17 protein-coding genes and 1 riboswitch are annotated in these 19,782 nt (G+C 72.1%); of the genes, 15 read left to right on the plus strand and 2 right to left on the minus strand.

All coding sequences use genetic code 11. The annotated features are described in order from the left end of the window. Positions 1-14: 14 nt before the first annotated feature. Positions 15-776: an SMI1/KNR4 family protein gene (locus ACIQCJ_RS05735; protein WP_402710787.1), complete on the minus strand. Its 762-nt coding sequence runs from the start codon at positions 774-776 to the stop codon at positions 15-17. A 550-nt stretch (positions 777-1,326) separates the two neighbouring features. Between ACIQCJ_RS05735 and ACIQCJ_RS05740 the strand changes: the two genes are divergently transcribed. The 14 genes from ACIQCJ_RS05740 (at position 1,327) to ACIQCJ_RS05805 (ending at position 15,514) form a co-directional block, all read left to right on the plus strand. Then, positions 1,327-2,262 carry a hypothetical protein gene (locus tag ACIQCJ_RS05740; RefSeq protein ID WP_402710788.1) on the plus strand — a complete coding sequence of 312 codons (936 nt, stop codon included), beginning with the start codon at positions 1,327-1,329 and terminating at the stop codon, positions 2,260-2,262. 193 nt (positions 2,263-2,455) lie between these two features. Beyond that, complete coding sequence (locus ACIQCJ_RS05745) at positions 2,456-2,980, plus strand: hypothetical protein (protein WP_402710789.1); 525 nt, start codon at positions 2,456-2,458, stop codon at positions 2,978-2,980. A 99-nt stretch (positions 2,981-3,079) separates the two neighbouring features. Then, the gene (locus tag ACIQCJ_RS05750) at positions 3,080-3,862 is read left to right on the plus strand and encodes an HNH endonuclease family protein (protein ID WP_402710790.1); all 783 of its coding nucleotides are present in this window, start codon (positions 3,080-3,082) and stop codon (positions 3,860-3,862) included. A 466-nt stretch (positions 3,863-4,328) separates the two neighbouring features. After that, on the plus strand, positions 4,329-5,090 hold the full coding sequence (locus ACIQCJ_RS05755) for a glycoside hydrolase domain-containing protein (protein WP_401310687.1): 762 nt from the start codon (positions 4,329-4,331) through the stop codon (positions 5,088-5,090). 181 nt (positions 5,091-5,271) lie between these two features. Continuing rightward, on the plus strand, positions 5,272-5,940 hold the full coding sequence (locus tag ACIQCJ_RS05760; RefSeq protein WP_355346893.1) for a SurA N-terminal domain-containing protein: 669 nt from the start codon (positions 5,272-5,274) through the stop codon (positions 5,938-5,940). Between the two features lie 72 nt (positions 5,941-6,012). Then, positions 6,013-7,086: a nucleoside triphosphate pyrophosphohydrolase gene (locus ACIQCJ_RS05765; protein WP_402710791.1), complete on the plus strand. Its 1,074-nt coding sequence runs from the start codon at positions 6,013-6,015 to the stop codon at positions 7,084-7,086. A 5-nt stretch (positions 7,087-7,091) separates the two neighbouring features. After that, the gene (locus ACIQCJ_RS05770; protein ID WP_401310254.1) at positions 7,092-7,802 is read left to right on the plus strand and encodes an endonuclease V; all 711 of its coding nucleotides are present in this window, start codon (positions 7,092-7,094) and stop codon (positions 7,800-7,802) included. Between the two features lie 92 nt (positions 7,803-7,894). Next, positions 7,895-9,196 carry a cytochrome P450 gene (locus ACIQCJ_RS05775; RefSeq protein WP_402710792.1) on the plus strand — a complete coding sequence of 434 codons (1,302 nt, stop codon included), beginning with the start codon at positions 7,895-7,897 and terminating at the stop codon, positions 9,194-9,196. Between the two features lie 297 nt (positions 9,197-9,493). After that, the gene (locus tag ACIQCJ_RS05780; RefSeq protein ID WP_402710793.1) at positions 9,494-10,555 is read left to right on the plus strand and encodes a transglycosylase family protein; all 1,062 of its coding nucleotides are present in this window, start codon (positions 9,494-9,496) and stop codon (positions 10,553-10,555) included. Between the two features lie 305 nt (positions 10,556-10,860). Further along, a riboswitch (cyclic di-AMP (ydaO/yuaA leader) is annotated at positions 10,861-11,044 on the plus strand. Positions 11,045-11,047: 3 nt separating this feature from the next. Further along, complete coding sequence (locus ACIQCJ_RS05785; RefSeq protein WP_402710794.1) at positions 11,048-11,785, plus strand: transglycosylase family protein; 738 nt, start codon at positions 11,048-11,050, stop codon at positions 11,783-11,785. A gap of 168 nt (positions 11,786-11,953) precedes the next feature. Next, complete coding sequence (eno, locus tag ACIQCJ_RS05790) at positions 11,954-13,234, plus strand: phosphopyruvate hydratase (RefSeq protein WP_355346911.1); 1,281 nt, start codon at positions 11,954-11,956, stop codon at positions 13,232-13,234. 138 nt (positions 13,235-13,372) lie between these two features. Continuing rightward, complete coding sequence (locus ACIQCJ_RS05795) at positions 13,373-13,867, plus strand: septum formation initiator family protein (protein WP_355346914.1); 495 nt, start codon at positions 13,373-13,375, stop codon at positions 13,865-13,867. A gap of 43 nt (positions 13,868-13,910) precedes the next feature. Beyond that, the gene (locus ACIQCJ_RS05800) at positions 13,911-14,507 is read left to right on the plus strand and encodes a DUF501 domain-containing protein (RefSeq protein ID WP_401310244.1); all 597 of its coding nucleotides are present in this window, start codon (positions 13,911-13,913) and stop codon (positions 14,505-14,507) included. Beyond that, complete coding sequence (locus tag ACIQCJ_RS05805; RefSeq protein ID WP_401716111.1) at positions 14,504-15,514, plus strand: exopolyphosphatase; 1,011 nt, start codon at positions 14,504-14,506, stop codon at positions 15,512-15,514. The genes ACIQCJ_RS05800 and ACIQCJ_RS05805 overlap by 4 nt, the downstream gene beginning before the upstream one ends. Here the strand turns inward: ACIQCJ_RS05805 and ACIQCJ_RS05810 are convergent. After that, positions 15,511-16,278, minus strand: coding sequence for a class I SAM-dependent methyltransferase (locus ACIQCJ_RS05810; protein WP_402710795.1), 768 nt, complete (start codon positions 16,276-16,278; stop codon positions 15,511-15,513). The two genes, ACIQCJ_RS05805 and ACIQCJ_RS05810, sit on opposite strands and share 4 nt — an antisense overlap. Before the next feature lie 442 nt (positions 16,279-16,720). Between ACIQCJ_RS05810 and ACIQCJ_RS05815 the strand changes: the two genes are divergently transcribed. Further along, the gene (locus ACIQCJ_RS05815) at positions 16,721-19,462 is read left to right on the plus strand and encodes an NACHT domain-containing protein (RefSeq protein ID WP_402710796.1); all 2,742 of its coding nucleotides are present in this window, start codon (positions 16,721-16,723) and stop codon (positions 19,460-19,462) included. The last annotated feature ends 320 nt before the right edge of the window (positions 19,463-19,782 follow it).

Below are 19,782 nucleotides of genomic sequence, written 5' to 3' on the forward strand. Positions count from 1 at the left end.
CGCATCATGACGCTTCAGAAGGGCAGCGGCTCGGCGTCCAGCGGCTCGGCGTATCCCAGGGCCCACCGGCCGGGGACGGTCTCGCAGATCGCCTCCAGGTCGGCCATGGTCCGGCCCCGGACGTGCAGCCAACTGTGGGTGCCCAAGCCATCCTGGCGCAGCAGCTTTCCCGGGGCGGAGAACCAACGCACTGGAAAGTCCTCCGGCCCTGTCCACATCGGATAATCGGGCAGCGCGACCCGCTGGAAGCGGTCAGGCACCGTCCCAAGCAGGTCCGCCGGCAGCTCGCACGCGTTGTACAGCCGACCTCCGCTGCCGAACAGTGCCTCGCTCAGTACGAGCTCGACGCAGGCCAGAGACACCCGGTCCAAGAACGGCACCCAGCCGTGCCGCGCCTGGACGAACACCGGCGGATCGTCTTGCTCAAGGTCGCGCAGGCGCACGCCCCAGAAGGCGCAGCCCTGGTTTTCGCTACGGAAGACGAGGACACCGCCGCACTCGTCATGCACGAACATCTCGGCGGGCGGCAGCAGCGGATCCTGGTTGGCGATCAGGCCGGACCGCGTACCCAGGAGCGTGTAGACCTCGCGCAGCGCGGCCGGCAGGGAGCAGCCGAGCGTCGCCTCGGCTTGCGCCAGTTCCGCTGCCGGCGTGCCGTCATCCTCGGTCAACGGTGCGTCCCAAGCAGCGGCGAAGCCGCGGACAAAGGCCCACGCCCGCCCCTGGTCGGTGACTCCGCCGTAGAGAGCCTGGGCCACGTCGAACACGCCGGTCATGCCGCGAACCGTACCGGAAGCACGCGGCGCATCACCCAGAGACGATCGGGCCGCCAGCGAGAGCAGCCCTACCGGGCGGGTCCGAAGTCCTGGTAGAGCACCGAGGCAAGCATGAAGCCGACGGACACTACGACCTGACCGCACTCGCCAAGATCGTGTGACGAATTCTAAGCGGTCAGAGCACTAGCGCGACTCCGTTGCCTGCTTGCGGTCCTGGGGGATTTCACAGGTTGCATCAACCGCGAGGTGTGAACGTGACAGTGGAGGTGAACCCGTGAGCGCGGTGGATGCGGCGACCGTCAAGCGGGTTGCCAAGGACTGGGCGGCTCGGTACCCAGGGTTCGATGTCAGATGGTGATCGTGTGACGAGCGCTCAAGGACGGAATTCTTCGTCGGTGCCGGGAGGACCGGGTAGGTGGGCGGAACGGTGAGTCGGTCGGACGGGTTGAGTAACGAAGGGCTGTCGGCGCAGTTCGCGGCCATGGGGCGCGGGCAGCGCTGCCAGGCGGCGTATTTCGCCCTGCGGCGACTGCGGGGGCCGTTGGTCGGTATGGCGATGCCCGAGGAGTGGGGAGTGGACCCGGCGGCGCTCGGGGAACTGCTCCGGGCCGGGGCGGACGTGGCGGACGGCGGGAGCGGTGCGGAGTTCGCCCGGGCGGTCGCCGCGTTGACCGCCGCCCCGCTGTTCGAGTCGGAGATCGAGCCGGAGTTCGCGGAGAGCTTCCAACTGGAAGCTCTCAACGGCTGGTTGATGCTCGCGGACGCTCTCGGCGAGATGAGCGAGGCCGACACCGAGCGGATCATCGACGTCGCCCGCGCGACGGCCGTCTACCTTGACGACTACATGGCCGGCTCGCTCACCGAGGTCGCCGGTCAAGAGACCCGCGAGCGCTGGCTCGCTGATGTCGACGAGTCCCTGCGCGTTTACGGGCTGGGGTATTTCGGCACCCGGAACCTCGCCGTCGAGGCCGAGTGTCACGACGCCGTTCTCGCCGCCCCGGCCGGTGCGGATCTCCTGACGTCCGCCGTACGCGAGCGACTTGAGGCATCCTGCGACGCGTACAGCGAGCAACTTGCCGCTGTACTCCGCGGCTTCGCGGCGCAATTGACACGTGGCGTCGTGACCGTGGAGACGTGGGACCCGTCCTACCGGAACTCGAAGGTCCCTCTGTCGGACCTCGCGACGGTAGTCGGCGCGGTTCCGCCGGGCACGTCGATGGGTCTGACGTTGGACGACGGTGAGGACGACTGCGTCATCGTGACCGTGGAGCCGGAGTTCTCCACGGTCACGTTGTTCCGGGACCGGACGTTCTACAACCTTCAGACGTCCGACGACTCCGCAGACACGGTGATCACTGTCGCAGGGGAGGAGATCACCTGGCCGAAGGGCTGTCTCCTACCTCCCGCGACGGGCCCCGAGGTCCTCCTGGAGGCCAGTGACCGACAGACGGTGTGGGAGCGGTACACATGGGTCGAACAGGGCTGACGGAGACGGTCGCCAGTGAAGTGGTCGTCCCGGCGGCATCGGAGCTGCGAGCGGGAGACGTGTGTATGGTCTCCATTCCTCCGACGCGTCTCTACGTCGGCCATGACGAGGAGTACGACCCGCCGCGCGATCTGGGGTGAAGTCCCGTACCCACGGCGGGAATCTATCGAGTGAAGGTCGGGGGGCGGAGGCGGTGACGGGGGAGTTCGCGCGGAGCGCGACGCGGGAGCAGGCGGCGGTGTTCGGGGCGGCCTGTGCCGAGCGGGCGGCGGCGATCTTGTTCTGGGTGGTGGCCGGGGACGGGCGTACGGCGGATCTGGAGGCGTACGCAGCGGAGTTGGAGGCGCTGTGGACGCCCGGGACGCTGACGGAGGGGCGCGGGCGCATCGAGGGGATGCGGGAACTGGTCGAGGGTGACGGGGCGTCGGGGGCGCGGGCGTTCGCGTATCAGGGGGCGGTGGCGCTGCACACGGCCATGGGCGCGGAGCCGGTCCTCGGGTGCTCGTCGGTCCTGCGCGACATGGCGTTCCGGCTCGGGCGGCGCTGCGGCGCCGATCTGCTGACCGGGGAGGACGAGACACAGCGGCAGGACATCGCCGACCTGACGTCAGGGGCGGCGGACGGCGCGATCCGCGAGAGGTCACGGGAGGCGGGGCGGCGCTGGCTGGCCCTGGCGGCCGGTCAATTCGGCGGGCGGCCTGGGGAGATGGGGAGATGAGGACGACGTAAGTGGGGCACGCCGGGGCAGGCGTGATTGTGTAGGGGCAGGGGGGGCGGTGCCGTTGCGTCCCCGGACGACGACCTCCGAGGTGCGTACATGGACAGACGGATATCCCGGCGCCTCGCCTGCGCCGCGACCCTGCTCGCGGTGATCGGCGTGGCGGGGTGCAAGGACACGACACTCGGCGCCGACCCGACGGGCAGCGCGAACCCGTCGGGTGCGGCGGGCCCCGCGGCCGGCAACGGGCGGGCGGTGAGCCCGCTGGACAACCCGGACGGGACGAAGGCCGGTCTGGCCGCGATCACCTCGGACGCCGACAAGAAGAAGGCGCGCGACCTGATCGCCAAGGTGAAGACCAAGGGCCGCGGCCCCAAGACGGGTTACTCGCGGGCGCAGTTCGGCGCCGCGTGGATGGACTCCGCGCCCTCCGTCCCCTTCGCGCACAACGGCTGCGACACGCGTAACGACCTGCTGAAGCGGGACGGCGACGACATCCACTACAAGGGCACGTCCAAGTGCGTGATCGCGACGATGACGCTCAACGACCCGTACACCGGCCGGGTCATCAAGTGGACCAAGACCAAGGCCACCACCGTCCAGATCGACCACGTGATGCCCCTGTCGTACGACTGGCAGATGGGCGCGGCGCACTGGAGCAAGGACAAGCGGGAGTCGATCGCCAACGACCCGCTCAACCTCATCCCGGTCGACGGCCCGTCCAACGGCTCGAAGAGCGACTCGGGACCGGCGTCCTGGCTGCCGCCGAACAAGCAGATCCGGTGCTCGTACGCGGTCCGGGTCGCACAGGTCTCGATCAAGTACCAACTGCCGGTGACCAGCGCGGACAAGGACACGATGCTCGCGCAGTGCGGAGGGTGACGCCGGGGGGCCGCGGTGTGATTGTCAACGGCGCGCGGCCCCGCCATACTTTGCTGGCCGCGCGCACCGCGATCACTCCGATCGCCTCTGGTGGATCGCGCCGCCCGAGCCCCCAGAGGACCCCGTGTCGAACAGCCGTCGCCTGCCCAAGCCGATGCGGTACCGCGTCATCGCGACAGTCGCCGCAGTGATCGTCGTCGGGGGCGGCGGCGCACTCGCCGTGGGCGCCACGTCCGGCGGTGGAACGGGCGGGTCGGCGGCGGCCGGCCAGGCCGCCAACCGGTCCGCCGACGCGAACGCCCCGCAGGGCGCGACGAGCACCCTCAACGCACCGAACGGCGCCAAGAACGCGGCCCCGAAGGGCTCCCCGGCCGGCACCCCGAGCGGCAGCCCCTCCGCGTCGCACGCCCCGGCCGCCGCCCAGACGGCCAAGCCCGGCAACCCGGTCGCCTCGGTCCCCGGCTCCCTGCCGTCCGTACCCCGCCAGACCCGCCGTCCGGCCGCGCCGTTCAGCGGCTTCGTCCGCACCTTCACCGGCCTCGCCTTCGACACCTGCACCGCGCCCAGCGCGAGCAAGATGGCGTCCTGGAAGAGCGGTTCGCCCTACGGCGCCGCCGCGGTCTACATCGGCGGCGCCAACCGCGGCTGCGCACAACCCCAGTTGACGTCCTCGTGGGTGACGACCGTCAGCGCGGCGGGCTGGAAGCTCATCCCGATCTACGTCGGCGCGCAGCCGCCCTGCCAGACCGGCAACAGCCCCGAACGGCTCACGGCGGCCAACGCGGCCACGCTCGGCGCGCGCGACGGCGCCGACGCGGTGACGAAGGCCGCGGCCCTCGGTATGCGCCCGGCCAGCGCGCTCTACCTCGACATGGAGCCGTACGCCGTCTCCGACACCTCGTGCAACAACGCCGTCCTCACTTACGTCCAGGCGTGGAACCGGGCGCTGCACACCGGCGGTTACCTGGCGGGCTTCTACGGCTTCAGCTCGTCCAGCGCCGCTGCCGTGGCGGCGGCCAAGGCGACCATGGACGACATGCCGGACGCCTTCTGGTACGCCAAGTACGACGGCGTCAACAGCACCACCTCCGGCTTCCCGTTCGCCGCGAATCTGTGGACCGGGCACCGGCGCGGACACCAGTTCCTGGTCAACTCCAAGGAGACCTACGGCGGCGTCACGCTGACCGTGGACCGCGACGCCTGGGACGGCCCGGTCGCCGTCGTCTGACGGCGGGGCGGTGAGGGTGGCGGGGACAAAGGCGCCAGGGCCCACCGGGTGCGCGGCGGCCCGGCCGCGAGGCGTACTCTCCCCCGCGAGGAGAGCCGTTTGCGCCGAGTGCTGGAAATCGGCGGGCCCCGGTCCATATCCTCGTACTCGATCATCGCTTCAGTACCGCTAGGTCGTTCCCATGCCGGGAGGCACCATGGTCCGCCGCCGCACCGCCGTCTCGATCGCCGCAGCCGCGCTGCTGGCGGCATCGCCCGCCCTCACCGCGTGCGGTTCGGGACCCGCGCACCCGGGGGCCGCGGCGGTGGTCGGGGACCAGAAGATCTCGATCGCCACGCTCCAGCACGAGGTCGACCAGGTGCGCGACGCGCAGAGCAAGTCGCCGCAGGCGGCGCAGCTCATCGGGCAGAGCGGCAAGCTGCCGCAGCAGACGCTGAGCATGCTGGTGCAGAACAAGGTGATCGACAAGGCCGTGTCCGACGCCGGGCTCTCGGTCAGCACCGCCGAGGTGCAGCAGTCGCACGCGCAGGCGTTGCAGCAGTTCGGCGGCGACGAGAGCCAGTTCGAGGCGGCGCTGCTCCAGCAGTACGACATCGTGCCGTCCGGCATCGACACCTTCCTGCGGACCAACATCGCCGTCGGCAAGCTGATCCAGAGCCTCGGCTTCCAGCCCGGCAGCGACACCGGGAACGCGGCGGCCATCGCCGTCATCTCCAAGACCGCGAAGTCGCTCGGCGTGGACGTCAACCCGCGCTACGGCACCTGGGACGCCAAGAAGGCCATCGTCGGCGCCACCAACGAGCCGTGGGTCGTGACCAAGACGGCGACCCCGGCGGACCCGAGCGCGTAAGCGGACCCGGCCGCGCGGTCCGTGCAGCGGCCGCCCGCAGGGCATGTCGGTGGTCCGGGGTACGTTCGAGGGGTGAACGACGTAGACGACGCGAACGCGCCCGGGCGGCTGGTGCTGCTCACGACCAGCCACCGGGTCGCGCCGGGACAGCTCTCCTGGCCCGCCTGGCAGACGCTGCGCGAGGCCGACCTCGTGGTCTGCGCCGACCCCGAGCATCCGCAGCTCCCGTATCTGCGCGAGGCGGGGGTACGGGTCGAGCTGGCGACGCCCGGCGGGCGCGAGCTGGTGGACGCGACGGCGGGCGGCCGTACGGTCGTCTATCTGCCGCCCGGCGGCGGCGCGGGCGACCCGGCCGTCACCGACGAACTGGCCAGGCTCGGCGGCTCGGGACGGGTCGCCATGCCCGACCTGGAGCTGCTGCCCGGCTCGTACGACCTGCCCGGCGCCCGGCTGCTCGACCTCGTCCAGGTGATGGACCGGATCAGGGCCGAGTGCCCGTGGAGCAGCCTGCGGACGCACGAGGACCTGGCGAAGTACGGCATCGAGGAGATGTACGAGCTGGTCGAGGCGATCGAGGAGGGGGACCGCGCGGCGGTGCGCGAGGAGCTGGGCGACGTCCTGCTCCAGGTCGTCTTCCACGCGGCCATCGCGGAGGGCGACCCCGAGGAGCCGTTCGGCATCGACGACGTGGCCGGGGGACTGGTGGACAAGCTCGTCCACCGGCACCCGCACATCTTCGGCGACGAGGTCGCCGAGACCCCCGAGCAGGTGCGGGCGAACTGGATCCGCCTCAAGGGCGTCGAGAAGTCCCGCGACTCGGTCACCGACGGCGTGCCCCTCGCCTCGCCCGCCCTCGCCCTGGCCGCCAAGCTCGCGGGCCGCGCCCGGGAGGCCGGCCTCCCGCTCCCGGCCGACGACACCCCGGCCGACGGCACCCCCGCCCCCGGCACCCCCGCCACCGACGAGACCGCCACCGACGAGACCGCCCTCGGTGACCACCTCCTCGCCGAGGCCGCCGCCGCCCAGGCCGCGGGCCTCGACCCGGAAGCCGCCCTGCGCCACGCGGCCCGCCGCTACCGCGACGCGATCCGTACGGCGGAGCGGACCCGTACCGCCGAGCCACCCCGTACGACCGAGGCGGGCTAGCCCCGATGCGCGTCGACGTGCCGCACGCGTGGCCGGCCGACGAGGCGGAGGCGCTGGCGCTCCAGGACCGGCTGCGCCCGCTGGCCGACCACCGCGGCCCCGGACCGGCCGCGCCCCGCCTGGTCGCCGGGCTCGACGTCGCCTACGCGGGCGACGGACGCGGCACCGGGGACCTCGTCGCGGCGGCCGTGGTGGTCATCGACACCGCGACGCTCGACGTGGTCGAGCGCGCCACGGCCACCGCGACCACGACCTTCCCGTACGTGCCCGGACTCTTCGCCTTCCGCGAACTGCCCGTCCTCGTCGAGGCGTTGCGCACCCTGCGGGCCACCCCCGACCTGCTGCTCTGCGACGGCCACGGTCTGTCCCACCCGCGCCGCTTCGGCCTCGCCTGCCACCTGGGCGTGCTGACCGGGCTGCCGACCGCCGGAGTCGCCAAGACCCCGTTCGTCGGCCGCTACGACCCCGACGCCCTCGCCCCGGAGCGCGGCGCGTACGCCGACCTCCTCGACGGCGGCGAAACCGTCGGCCGCGCCCTGCGCACCCAAACCGGCGTCAAGCCCGTCTACGTCTCCACCGGCCACGGCATCGACCTCGCCACCGCCTGCGCCCACACCCTGACCCTCGCCCCCGCCTACCGCCTCCCCGAAACCACCCGCCAGTCCGACCGCCTGAGCCGCGTCGCCCTGGCGTCCACAACGTCAGAGAGCCCCTGACGCCCCTGCCCCCGCAACGGCCAGGTCCCCGCCCCCGCAACGGCCAGGTCCCGGTGAGCCGGGAACGCGGCCGGGCCGGATAGCGTCGGCGCATGACCGACCCCACCACCGACTCGCCCACCGGCCCCACCCCCGCCCCCACCGACCCGGCCGACGGCGGCCCCACCCTCTTCACGTGGGAATTCGCCACCGACCCCTACCCCGCCTACGCCTGGCTGCGGGAGCACGCGCCCGTGCGGCGGACGACGTTGCCCAGCGGGGTGGAGGCGTGGCTGGTGACGCGGTACGCGGACGCGCGGGAGGCGCTGGCGGAGGGCCGGCTGAGCAAGAATCCGGTGCATCACGCGGAGTCGGCGGGGGCTAAGGGGAAGACCGGGATTCCGGGGGAGCGCAGCGCGGATCTGATGACGCATCTGCTGAACATCGATCCGCCGGACCACACGCGGCTGCGCCGCCTGGTGTCGAAGGCGTTCACCCCGCGCAGGGTCGCGGAGTTCGGGCCGCGGGTGCAGGAGCTGACGGACCGTTTCATCGACGGCTTCGCGGCGAGCGGCGAGGCGGACCTCATCCACGACTTCGCCTTCCCGCTGCCGATCTACGCGATCTGCGACCTGCTGGGCGTGCCGCCGCAGGACCAGGACGACTTCCGGGACTGGGCGGGGATGATGATCCGGCACGGCGGCGGCCCGCGCGGCGGAGTGGCGCGGTCGGTGAAGCGGATGCGCGCGTATCTGGTCGAGCTGATCCACCGTAAGAGAGAAGACCCGGGCGAGGACCTGATCTCCGGTCTGATCCGGGCGAGCGACCACGGCGAGCACCTGACCGAGAACGAGGCCGCCGCCATGGCCTTCATCCTGCTCTTCGCCGGTTTTGAGACGACTGTCAACCTCATCGGCAACGGGGTGCACACCTTGCTCCGCCACCCGGAGCAGCGCGCCCGCCTCCAGGAGTCGCTGGCCGCGGGCGAGACCGGCCTGCTGGAGACCGCGGTGGAGGAACTGCTGCGCTACGACGGCCCGGTGGAACTGGCCACCTGGCGTTACGCGACCGGCGACCTGAGCCTCGGCGGTCAGTCGATCGCGGCGGGCGACCCCGTACTGGTGGTACTCGCGGCGGCCGATCGCGACCCCGCGCGCTTCAACGCGCCCGATACCGTCGATCTGGCCCGGCGTGACAATCCCCACCTCGGTTACGGCCACGGCATCCACTACTGCCTGGGCGCGCCGCTGGCCCGGCTGGAGGCCAGGACGGCGCTCGCGTCCCTTCTCACCCGCCTCCCCGACCTGCGGCTCGCGGCGGATCCGGCCGAATTGCGCTGGCGCGGCGGACTGATCATGCGCGGACTGCGTACGCTGCCGGTGTCGTTCACCGCCGAGGCCGCACAACAGAAGTGACGGCGCGTCACGGTCGTGATCGCGACGTGATGATCGCTACACCGACTTGTGATCCGTTGGCCAACACCGCTACGTTCTGCGGTCAACGCGAGAAGCGCGGTCGCTCGTACGGGCACGGTGCGTACGGACGGCCACCTCTCGCGGACGGCTCGCGCCAGACGCGGCGGACGTCACGGAAGCGGAAGCGGAAACAGCAGTAACAGCACCAGCAACGTCGGCGGGCTCCGGCCCGCTCCCCGCCGCCGTCACGTCACGCACCGCGCTCCGGCGCGTAAGGCTTACGAGAAAGGCGACCGCATGCTCTCGTCCGGGAACGGCCGGCACCGCCGACCGCGACAGGCCCCGGCGGCCATGGTGACCGTCGCGGCGACCGGCGCGGGGATCGCACTCCCGCTCCTCGGCGCGGGGGCCGCGCACGCCGCGGACTCCAGCACGTGGGACAAAGTCGCGATATGCGAGACCGGCGGCCTGTGGAGCGCCGACCCGAGCAACGGCTTCTACGGCGGCCTGGCGATCACCCAGGACACCTGGAACGCCTACGGCGGCCAGGCGTACGCGCCACGCCCCGACCTCGCGTCCAGGACGGAACAGATCGCCGTCGCCGAGCGGATGCTCGCCGACCTCGGGCCGAACGCCTGGCCCGGCTGCGAGGACGGTACGGGGCTGCTGGACGCCGTGACGCCGCCCGTGGCGGGCGGCACGCCCGCGGCCACCCCCACCACCCCGGCGCCGTCCGCCTCGACCCCGCCCTCCGGCGACGCCACGACCGGCGGCTCCGGCGGCTCCGGCGGCACCGGGGGCTCGAACACCGACCCGTCGCTGCCGACGATCATCCCGACCGCGCCGGGGACGGACGCGCCCACCGGGCCCGCCGACGGCTCGACGGTCACCCCGGTGACGCCCACGGCGCCCACCGCCCCCGTCACCCCCACGTCGCCCGGTGACGGCTCGCGGACCACTCCGGGCTCGCCCACCGCCGACGCGCCCGCGACGCCCGGCACGGGCCGCCACGCGAAGCCGTACGTGCCCACCGACGCCGAGCTGGCCGCGGCCGACCAGGCGACCCGTACGGAGCTGACCGCCGTCACGGACGCGGACGCGGGCGCGGACAGCGGTACGGACACCGGCAAGGGCTCGGACGACGGCAGCACCGGAGCCACCGGCGCCAGCGACACCGGACACAGCGCCGACGGCGGCCACGACTACACCGTCGCGTACGGCGACTCGCTCGCCGGTATCGCCTCCAGCCACCACGTCCAGGGCGGCTGGAGCGGTCTCTACGACGCCAACCGGCAGGTGATCGGCCAGGACCCGAACCTCATCAAACCGGGTCAGATCCTGACACTTGACCTCGGCTGAGGGCTCCGCGTCTTCCTGACCGTCCGTCACGGCCGCGGGGGCAAACCGGACGAACCGTACGACGTCCTCCGCGGCCCGTGTGACAAGCCTCTCGCCCGCCCCTGTGACCGCCCGCTCGCAGAGCGCTGAAACCGGCCCCTGTGACCTGCGATTCTCTGAACCCGCCCTGGGGGCGGGAGCGGTGCGCGGGCGGAACGCGGATGTTTGTCCTTTCCGGCGCCTGTGCTTAGCGTCGTCATCGCTCGCCACAGCGGGCCCCGCCGGTCAGGAACGCCGAGTCCTGCCGCCGACCGACGGGAACAGTCGACGCGAAAGCGCCGTAGGCAGGAGCGGGGGACCCAAGGTCTTTCGCCGGTCACGTTCGTACGGCACGCAGCCTGCGGAACGCACCGGCTCGGGGTTAAGCACGGAATCCGCGGTCGCGGATCCGGCCGGGCAACTCACGCCCGAACCCGACAGCTCACCTCGCAGGCGTCGGTGAGGACACGAACCATGGCTAAGCACCGCCGTACGTCCAAGCTCGTCCGCATCGCCGCGCTCGCCGGTGTCACCGGCACCGCGATCGCCGTACCGCTCCTCGGAGCGACCTCCGCCTCCGCCGCCTCCGTCTCCACGTGGGACGCCGTCGCCCAGTGCGAGTCCGGCGGCAACTGGTCCATCAACACCGGCAACGGCTACTACGGTGGCCTCCAGTTCTCGCAGTCGAGCTGGGAGGCCGCGGGCGGCACCCAGTACGCCGCGCGCGCCGACCTGGCCACCAAGGACCAGCAGATCGCCACCGCCGAGAAGCTGCTCGCCATGCAGGGCCCGGGTGCCTGGGCCTGCGCCGGCGCCGGCAACCTGACCTCGGGCGGCTCCGCGGCGAACGTCGACACCTCGTCGCCGTCGTCGTCCTCCTCCTCGTCGTCGTCTTCCAGCTCTTCCAGCTCTTCGAGCTCCTCCGGCTCCAGCAGCTCGGACTCCTCGAACACCGGCTCCTCCGACAGCTCCTCGCAGCCGTCGCAGCAGCAGAGCACCCCGGCCCCGGCCGAGACCTCCGCGCCGGTCACCCACCACAAGAGCCACGGCAAGGGCAACGGCGAGTACACCGTCGTCTCCGGCGACTCGCTCTCCAAGATCGCCACCGCGCACCACGTCTCCGGCGGCTGGCAGCACCTGTTCGACCTGAACAAGGACATCGTGCAGGACGCCAACCTGATCTACCCGGGCCAGCACCTGCACCTGGGCTGAGGCCACGGGATGTGATCCCCGGCCGGGCACGTACTCTCCCCCGAGCGTGCCCGGCCGGGGCCTTTTTCCGTCTCAGGGTCCGGGCTCGGTACCGGGCGCGACACCGAAGACGGTTAGGCTCAGGTCGAAAAAGACAGAGACATCTCAGAAGGACTGAAGGAGACACTCGTGCCGTCCATCGACGTCGTCGTAGCCCGGGAAATCCTCGACTCGCGAGGCAACCCCACCGTCGAGGTCGAGGTCGGCCTCGACGACGGCAGCACCGGCCGCGCGGCGGTCCCGTCCGGCGCCTCCACCGGCGCATTCGAGGCCCTCGAACTCCGCGACGGCGACAAGAACCGCTACCAGGGCAAGGGCGTCGAAAAGGCCGTCCTCGCCGTCATCGAGCAGATCGGCCCGGAGCTGGTCGGCTACGACGCCACCGAGCAGCGGCTGATCGACCAGGCGATGTTCGACCTGGACGCCACGCCCGACAAGTCCTCGCTCGGCGCCAACGCGATCCTCGGCGTCTCGCTCGCCGTGGCGCACGCCGCCTCCGAGGCGTCCGACCTGCCGCTCTTCCGCTACCTGGGCGGCCCGAACGCGCATGTGCTGCCCGTGCCGATGATGAACATCCTCAACGGCGGCTCGCACGCGGACTCCAACGTCGACATCCAGGAGTTCATGATCGCCCCCGTCGGCGCGGAGTCCTTCTCCGAGGCGCTGCGCTGGGGCGCCGAGGTCTACCACACGCTCAAGGGCGTGCTGAAGACCAAGGGCCTGTCCACCGGCCTCGGCGACGAGGGCGGTTTCGCGCCGAATCTCGGCTCGAACCGCGAGGCGCTCGACCTGATCATCGAGGCCATCAAGCAGGCCGGGTACGCGCCCGGCCAGGACATCGCGCTCGCGCTGGACGTCGCCGCCTCCGAGTTCTACAAGGACGGCAAGTACCAGTTCGAGGGCAAGGAGCGCTCGGCCGCCGAGATGACCGAGTACTACGAGGACCTGGTCGCCTCCTACCCGCTGGTCTCCATCGAGGACCCGCTGTTCGAGGACGACTGGGCGGGCTGGAAGGTCCTCACCGAGAAGCTCGGCAGCAAGGTGCAGATCGTCGGCGACGACCTGTTCGTCACCAACCCCGAGCGCCTGCAGAAGGGCATCGACAACGACACGGCGAACGCGCTGCTGGTGAAGGTCAACCAGATCGGCTCGCTCACCGAGACGCTGGACGCCGTCGAGCTGGCCCAGCGCAACGGCTACAAGTGCATGATGTCGCACCGCTCCGGCGAGACCGAGGACGTCACCATCGCCGACCTGGCCGTCGCCACCAACTGCGGCCAGATCAAGACCGGCGCCCCGGCCCGCTCCGAGCGCGTCGCCAAGTACAACCAGCTCCTGCGGATCGAGGAGATCCTGGACGACGCCGCCGTGTACGCGGGTCGCTCGGCGTTCCCCCGCTTCAAGCACTGAGCCGTCCGTTTCCGGGCCCCGGCCTCCGTACGTCCCCGCACCCGGTCCCGTACCGTGGGCGGGGACGTACTGGCGTGCGCGCCCGTACGGCAGCGTGTGGACGCGACGGCGTGCGAGGACGGCGAGGGGAGACACGGCGTGGGGGCGGATCGGTTCTCCACCTCGGCCCGGCTGAAGGCCATCGGCCAGGAGGCGCAGGCCCGGGTGTACCGGGCGGCGGCCAAGCGGCGCCCGCCGCGGCGCAACAAGCTCACCGGCCGCGCGGCGCTGCTCGCCCTGGTGCTGTGCGCCCTGGTCGTGGCGCTCGCCTACCCGACACGGCAGTACATCGCCCAGCGCTCCGACATCGCCGACCAGCGCCGCGAGGCCCAGAAGGCCCGCCAGCGGGTCGAGGAGCTCCGCGAGGAGAAGGCGCGCTGGCAGGACCCGCAGTACGTACGGACGCAGGCCCGCGAGCACCTGCACTTCGTCCTGCCCGGCGAGACCGGCTACAACGTGGCGGCGCCGGCCCCGACCGGGGACGCCGCCGCCGACCACCGGACGACGAACGAGGCCGCCGCACACCGCCCCTGGTACGACAATCTGTGGGACAGCCTCGACCACGCCGACGCCGCCGCCGCGCCCCGGCACTGACCCCTCTCGCTCCCCGCGTACCGCCCCCGACCTAGAACGGCCCATGACGAAGCACCCCGAGCCCACCGCCCCCACCCCGCCCACCGACGCGGACGTCGCCGCGTTCACGGCGCAGCTCGGCCGCCCGCCGCGCGGCCTGCGCGCGATCGCGCACCGCTGCCCCTGCGGCAACCCGGACGTGGTCGAGACCCAGCCCCGGCTGGAGGACGGCACGCCCTTCCCGACGCTGTACTACCTGACCTGTCCGCGCGCCGCGTCCGCGATCGGCACGCTGGAGGCCGACGGCGTGATGAAGACGATGACCGCCCGGCTCGCCGAGGACGAGGAACTGGCCGCGGCCTACCGCGCGGCCCACGAGGACTACATCGCGCGGCGCGACGCCATCGAGGTCCTGGAGGGCTTTCCCAGCGCGGGCGGCATGCCGGACCGCGTCAAGTGCCTGCACGTGCTCGTCGGCCACTCCCTGGCCGCGGGCCCCGGCGTGAACCCGCTCGGCGACGAGGCCATCGCCATGCTGCCCGAGTGGTGGGCGAAGGGCCCGTGCGTCGCCCCCGCGATGGAGATCGTAACCGCGACCGGGACCGGAACCGCGACCGGGACCGGAACCGGGACCGCCCCCGAGACGGAGGAGTCCGCGTGACGACCGGTACGGCGACAGACGGGCCGCGGGGCACGACCGTCCGCGTGGCGGCCGTCGACTGCGGGACGAATTCGATCCGGCTGCTCGTCGCCGACGTCGACCCCGCGACCGGCGCGCTGACCGACCTCGACCGCAGGATGCGGATCGTCCGGCTCGGCCAGGGCGTGGACCGCACGGGGCGGCTGGCCCCCGAGGCGCTGGAGCGGACCTTCGCGGCCTGCCGCGAGTACGCGGAGGTGATCGCGGAGCACGGCGTCAGCGCGGACCGCGTCCGCTTCGTGGCGACCTCCGCGTCCCGCGACGCGGAGAACCGGGACGACTTCGTACGCGGAGTCGTCTCCCTCCTCGGCGTCGAGCCCGAGGTGATCAGCGGCGACCAGGAGGCCGCCTACTCCTTCACCGGCGCCACCCGCGGCCTGACCGGCGCCGAGGCCCTGGACACGCCGTATCTGGTGGTCGACATCGGCGGCGGCTCCACCGAGTTCGTCCTCGGCGACGACACGGTCACCGCCGCCCGCTCGGTCGACATCGGCTGCGTCCGCCTGACCGAACGGCACCTGGTGGCGGACGGCGCGGTCGTCGACCCGCCGACCGGCGACCGGGTGGCCGCGATCCGCGCCGACATCGACGCCGCCCTGGACGAGGCGGCCCGCGCCGTCCCCCTCGACCGGGCCCGTACGCTCGTGGGTCTGGCCGGGTCGGTCACCACCGTCGCGGGCATCGCGCTCGGCCTGGCCGCGTACGACTCCGCCGCGATCCACCACTCCCGTATCACCGTCGAGCAGGTCGCGGAGATCACCGCGCGGCTGCTGGCCGCCACCCACGCCGAGCGCGCCGCGATCCCCGTGATGCACGAGGGCCGCGTGGACGTGATCGGCGCGGGCGCGCTGGTGCTGCTGCGGATCATGGAGCGCACGGGCGCGAAGGAGGTCGTGGTCAGCGAGCACGACATCCTCGACGGGATCGCGTACGCCGTGGCGGAGTCGGCGGGCCGGGACAGGCCCTAGCCGTCCCTGCGGAACAGGGCCGTCCAGAGGAAGGGCTCCCCGAAGTGCGGGGAGTCCTTCGGCTCGGCGCGCATGCGGCGCAGTTCGACCTCGGTCAGGCCGGAGAAGATCCAGCGCAGCGACTCGGGGGTGTAGCCGAGGCCGCCGTGCAGCCGCGCGTCCCGGTAGAAGTCCGCGTCGGGCAGTTCCGAGCCCATCGCCCCCGCGGCGAAGCAGGTGAGCGCGAGATGGCCGCCGGGGGCGAGCACGCGGTCGAGCAGTGCCAGGTAGCTGATCCTGCGGTGCGGCGGCAGATGGTGGAAGCAGCCGGAGTCGCAGACCAGGTCGTACGGCCCGCTCAACGCGCCCGTGCCCGCGCCCATGCCGTCGCCGTCATCGCCCTCGCTCAGCGCGAAGGCGTCCCCTTCGTGGAAGCGGATTCCCTCCACCCCGGCCCCCCGCGCCCGCTCCCGCGCCCATCGCACGGCGGCCGGTGACAGGTCGACGGCGTCCACCTCGAAGCCGCGCCGCGCCAGCAGCACCGCGTTGCGCCCCGGCCCGCACCCCAGGTCCAACGCCCGTCCCGGCCGCACCACCTCCCGGTCCAGGCAGGACACCAGGTTCTCGTCCGGCTTGTCCACGAAGAACGGCACTCCGCGTTCCCGGTCCCCGTAGAACCCGTCCCACCACCCGGCGGCCCCTGCCGTCCACCGGTCCGCGTCCCCGGCGAACAGCCCGTCCAGCAGCCTCAGTACGTCCTCCACCGACCTGATGTCCCGCTCCACGCCAGCCCCCTCTTCTCCGGTCTTCTCCGGCGTTTCCGACAGGGAGAACGCTAGGCCCATCGGGCATGAAAGCCCAGGTCAGAGCCTTTGTGGCGACCCCTTCACGCGCCGCCTGCGGGCCTGGTCCGACCCGGCCGGGGGAGTCCGCCGGGGGGCCGCCCGCACGTCCCCGGCGGCCCCGCGGAAGCCCGGCGAAGGGCCTCCCGGGGCGAGCGCCGGCACACTTTCTCAGCTGAATTCCGTCCGCGCGGCTGCCGCCGCCGTCTCGATGACCGTCACGATGTCCTTCCCCTTCTTCTCTGTGTACGTGACGAGTTGAGCCGGAGCCCGGACACCGCCTCCAGCACGCGGGAAGATGCTGGACAGGGTTGGACAGGGTTGGACAGGGTTGGACGGGCTCGGGCAGGGCTGGACAGGGTTGGGCAGACCGGAACGGCGGGGCATGGATCAGTCGGAGGACCTGTCGGCGGCGGCCGACTTCGCGGTGTGGCTGGCACGATTACGGGCCCACGCGGGCGACCCGTCGCTGGCCGTCCTGGCCCGGCTGACCGGCGCCGTACCGCGCGGCCGCCCCGTACCGAAGTCCACGCTGGGCCGGGCGTTGCAGGGCGAGAGCCTGCCCTCGGTCGACGACGCCGTCTCGATCGCGGTGGCCTGCGTCCTCCACGAGGGCGGCGGCCGGGAGCGCGCGGAGGACGTCCGGCGCGAGTGCCGCGAGCGGTGGGTGCGGGCCAAGTCGGCCGAGCGGGAAGCGACGTTGACGGCGAAGGCCGCGGCGGACGGGGAACCGGCGCCGTCGGCCGCGGCCGTACGCACCGCGGCCGAGCAGGCGTTCCTCGCCAAGTACCACCCGTGCGTGGAGACGTTGCTGGACACGATGGAGCTGTTCGGTGTGACACTGCGCCGTTCGGACTTCCGCTACCGGATGAGCACGTCGTACATCAGCCTCACCGTCCAGGGCGAGGGCAGCGCCCAGCGCGTGCAGGAGGCGATCCACGCCGCCAAGCGGGTGCTGATCAGGGGAGACGCCGGTTCCGGCAAGACCACGCTGCTCAAGTGGCTTGCCGTGGGGGCCATTCGGGGCGATCTGCCGGAGCCGATGGGCCGGTGGAACGGCGCGACGCCGTTCTTCCTCCCGCTGCGGCACTTCGCCGAACGGCCGCTGCCCGCCCCCGAGGACTTCCTGACCTACGCCGCCAGGACGCTCGCCGACGTCGCGCCGGACGGCTTCGTCCGGGACGCGCTGGACTCCGCGCACAGCCTGGTGCTGATCGACGGCGTGGACGAACTGCCCGCGAGCCGCCGCGACGAAGTCCGCGACTGGCTGCGCGAGTTGACCAGCGGATACCCGGACTGCCGGTATGTCGTCACCTCGCGGCAGGCGGCCGTGACCGAATGCTGGCTCGCCCCGATGGGCTTCGCCTCCTTCGAACTGGCCCCGATGAGTCCGTCGGACCAGAACCAGTTCATCGAGCACTGGCACACCACCATGCGGTCCACCGCCGAGGACGCGGAGGAACGGGCGCGCCTGACGACGTACGAGCACGCTCTCGTGCGCAGCCTGTCCGAGCGGCGCGAGCTGCGCAGACTCGGCGGGAACCCGCTGCTGTGCGCCCTGCTCTGCGCGCTGCACTGGGACCGGGACATGCAGCTTCCCGACGACCGGGTCAAGGTGTACGACGCGGCGCTGGAGATGCTGCTGGTCCGCCGCGACCAGCAGCGGAACATCGCGGTGGAGGGCCCGCGGCTGCGCAGCGGAGTCCAGGAGATGCTGCTGCGCAGGCTCGCGTACTGGATGATCCGCAACGACCTGACCGAGATCTCCTTCGCCCAGCTCACCGGGCGGGTGGCCGCGTACCTCGCGGACTCGGCGCAGTACCCCGAGGAATCCGCCGCCGTGGCCCGCCAACTGCTGGAGCGGTCGGGGCTGTTGCGCGCCCCGGCGCACGACTCGGTGGACTTCGTCCACCGCACCTTCCAGGAGTACCTGGCGGCGGACCAGTTGCTCAACGACGGCGATCTGGCCCTGCTGATCAAGCACGCGCACGAGGACCAGTGGCAGGACGTCGTGGTGATGGTGTCCGGGCGGGCGCGGGACTCCGAGCGCGATCACCTGATCAAGTCCCTGTTGAAACGGGCCCGTCGGGACAAGGCCCACCGGCTGCGGCTGACCGTTCTCGCCGTGGACTGCGTCGGCGACGGCACCGCGATCGACCCGCGCGTCGTCGACGAGGCGAGACGGCGGGCGGCGGAGCTGATCCCCCCGCAGAATCCGGCGCAGGCCGCGGCGCTGGCGAATCTCGGCGAGGTGGTGCTCGATCAGATGCCCGGCCCCCGGCCCGAGTTGGCGCCCGGCGTGGTGCGGGCGATTCTGGAGACCTGCCGCCTGGTCGGCGGGCCCTCCGCCATGCGGCTGCTGGCCCGTTTCGCCGCGGTCCCCGACCTGGAGACCGAGCGGCGGCTGGTCGGCATGTGGCCCGACTTCGACACGGCGGAGTTCGCCCATGTCGTGCTCTCCGAACTGTCCTGGCTCGGGCCGCTGACGGTGGGGCCGCACGAGCTGCCCCATCTCCACCGGCTGACCGGCGTCACGGACCTCACGGTCGACGGCGCCGCCGACAGCTACGCGGTCGTCCGGCGGCTGCGGAATCTGCGCTCACTGCGTCTGGTCGACCCCGAGCCGGGCCTGTCCGGCCTCGAGTTGCCCCCCGCCCTGCTGGTGCTGTCCCTCGACGGTTCCGTCCGGCACGACCGGTTCCCGGCGCCGACGGCGCCGGGCGTCCAGGAGCTGTGGTTCGACGACTGCGCCTGTCCCGACTGCGGCCTGAGCGCGTGGCGCATGGCGGGGCTGTGGCCCGCCGAAGCGCGGCGCGCGGTATGGCTGCTGTCGGTGCGGGCCGCCCCGGCCACGCTCGATCCGCGGCTGCTGGCGGAGCGCTTTCCGGGGCTGTCCGTCCTCGCGGTCAGGTCCGACATGGTGTTCGGCGTCGGCGAGGTCGCGGACTACCTCAAACGGCTCCGCGAGTGCTTCCCCGCGCTGACCGAATTCCGGCTCTACTCCCACGGCGACGACGGGCTCGACCAGCAGCTTCAGGAGGCCGGCTTCCTGCACTGGACCCATACGATGGAGGCCGCGCCGGGGACCCGGACGACCCACGTCTTCACCCGCACGGGGGCCGGATGACCCGGCCGGAGGACCCTCCTCCGGAAAAGCTTTGTGAAACTCTTCACATGAAGTTCCCGCCCCGCGGCCCAAATTTTCCAAGGTGACCGCGTGTCAAACCCCCTGAATCCTTGGCGGGAGAGTGTTTCGGCGGTGTGACGGGCGTCGGAACGACGGATGAGCGGTGATCGATCAGCGCTGCTCAGAGGCGGTGGCCGGAGCGGGCGGTGCGGAGGAGTCCGCGCAGGTCAGATAGGCCCTGGTCATGAAGCCGGGCAGGATAGCACAGGGTGTCCAGTACCTTGTGAAGGGGCTCACGAGCACCCCCCTGGGACGTGCTG

This window comes from Streptomyces sp. NPDC093221 (genome assembly GCF_044753885.1).
Classification (GTDB): domain Bacteria; phylum Actinomycetota; class Actinomycetes; order Streptomycetales; family Streptomycetaceae; genus Actinacidiphila.

What these genes read in the sequence shown, in the direction of transcription:
- ACIQCJ_RS05750 (WP_402710790.1), top strand. Translation starts at nt 3,080, where the DNA reads ATGGACAGACGGATATCCCGGCGCCTCGCCTGCGCCGCGACCCTGCTC.
- ACIQCJ_RS05770 (WP_401310254.1), top strand. Translation starts at nt 7,092, where the DNA reads ATGCGCGTCGACGTGCCGCACGCGTGGCCGGCCGACGAGGCGGAGGCG.
- ACIQCJ_RS05800 (WP_401310244.1), top strand. Translation starts at nt 13,911, where the DNA reads ATGACGAAGCACCCCGAGCCCACCGCCCCCACCCCGCCCACCGACGCG.
- ACIQCJ_RS05740 (WP_402710788.1), top strand. Translation starts at nt 1,327, where the DNA reads ATGGCGATGCCCGAGGAGTGGGGAGTGGACCCGGCGGCGCTCGGGGAA.
- ACIQCJ_RS05815 (WP_402710796.1), top strand. Translation starts at nt 16,721, where the DNA reads ATGGATCAGTCGGAGGACCTGTCGGCGGCGGCCGACTTCGCGGTGTGG.
- ACIQCJ_RS05735 (WP_402710787.1), bottom strand. Translation starts at nt 776, where the DNA reads ATGACCGGCGTGTTCGACGTGGCCCAGGCTCTCTACGGCGGAGTCACC.
- ACIQCJ_RS05780 (WP_402710793.1), top strand. Translation starts at nt 9,494, where the DNA reads ATGCTCTCGTCCGGGAACGGCCGGCACCGCCGACCGCGACAGGCCCCG.
- ACIQCJ_RS05785 (WP_402710794.1), top strand. Translation starts at nt 11,048, where the DNA reads ATGGCTAAGCACCGCCGTACGTCCAAGCTCGTCCGCATCGCCGCGCTC.
- ACIQCJ_RS05760 (WP_355346893.1), top strand. Translation starts at nt 5,272, where the DNA reads ATGCCGGGAGGCACCATGGTCCGCCGCCGCACCGCCGTCTCGATCGCC.
- ACIQCJ_RS05775 (WP_402710792.1), top strand. Translation starts at nt 7,895, where the DNA reads ATGACCGACCCCACCACCGACTCGCCCACCGGCCCCACCCCCGCCCCC.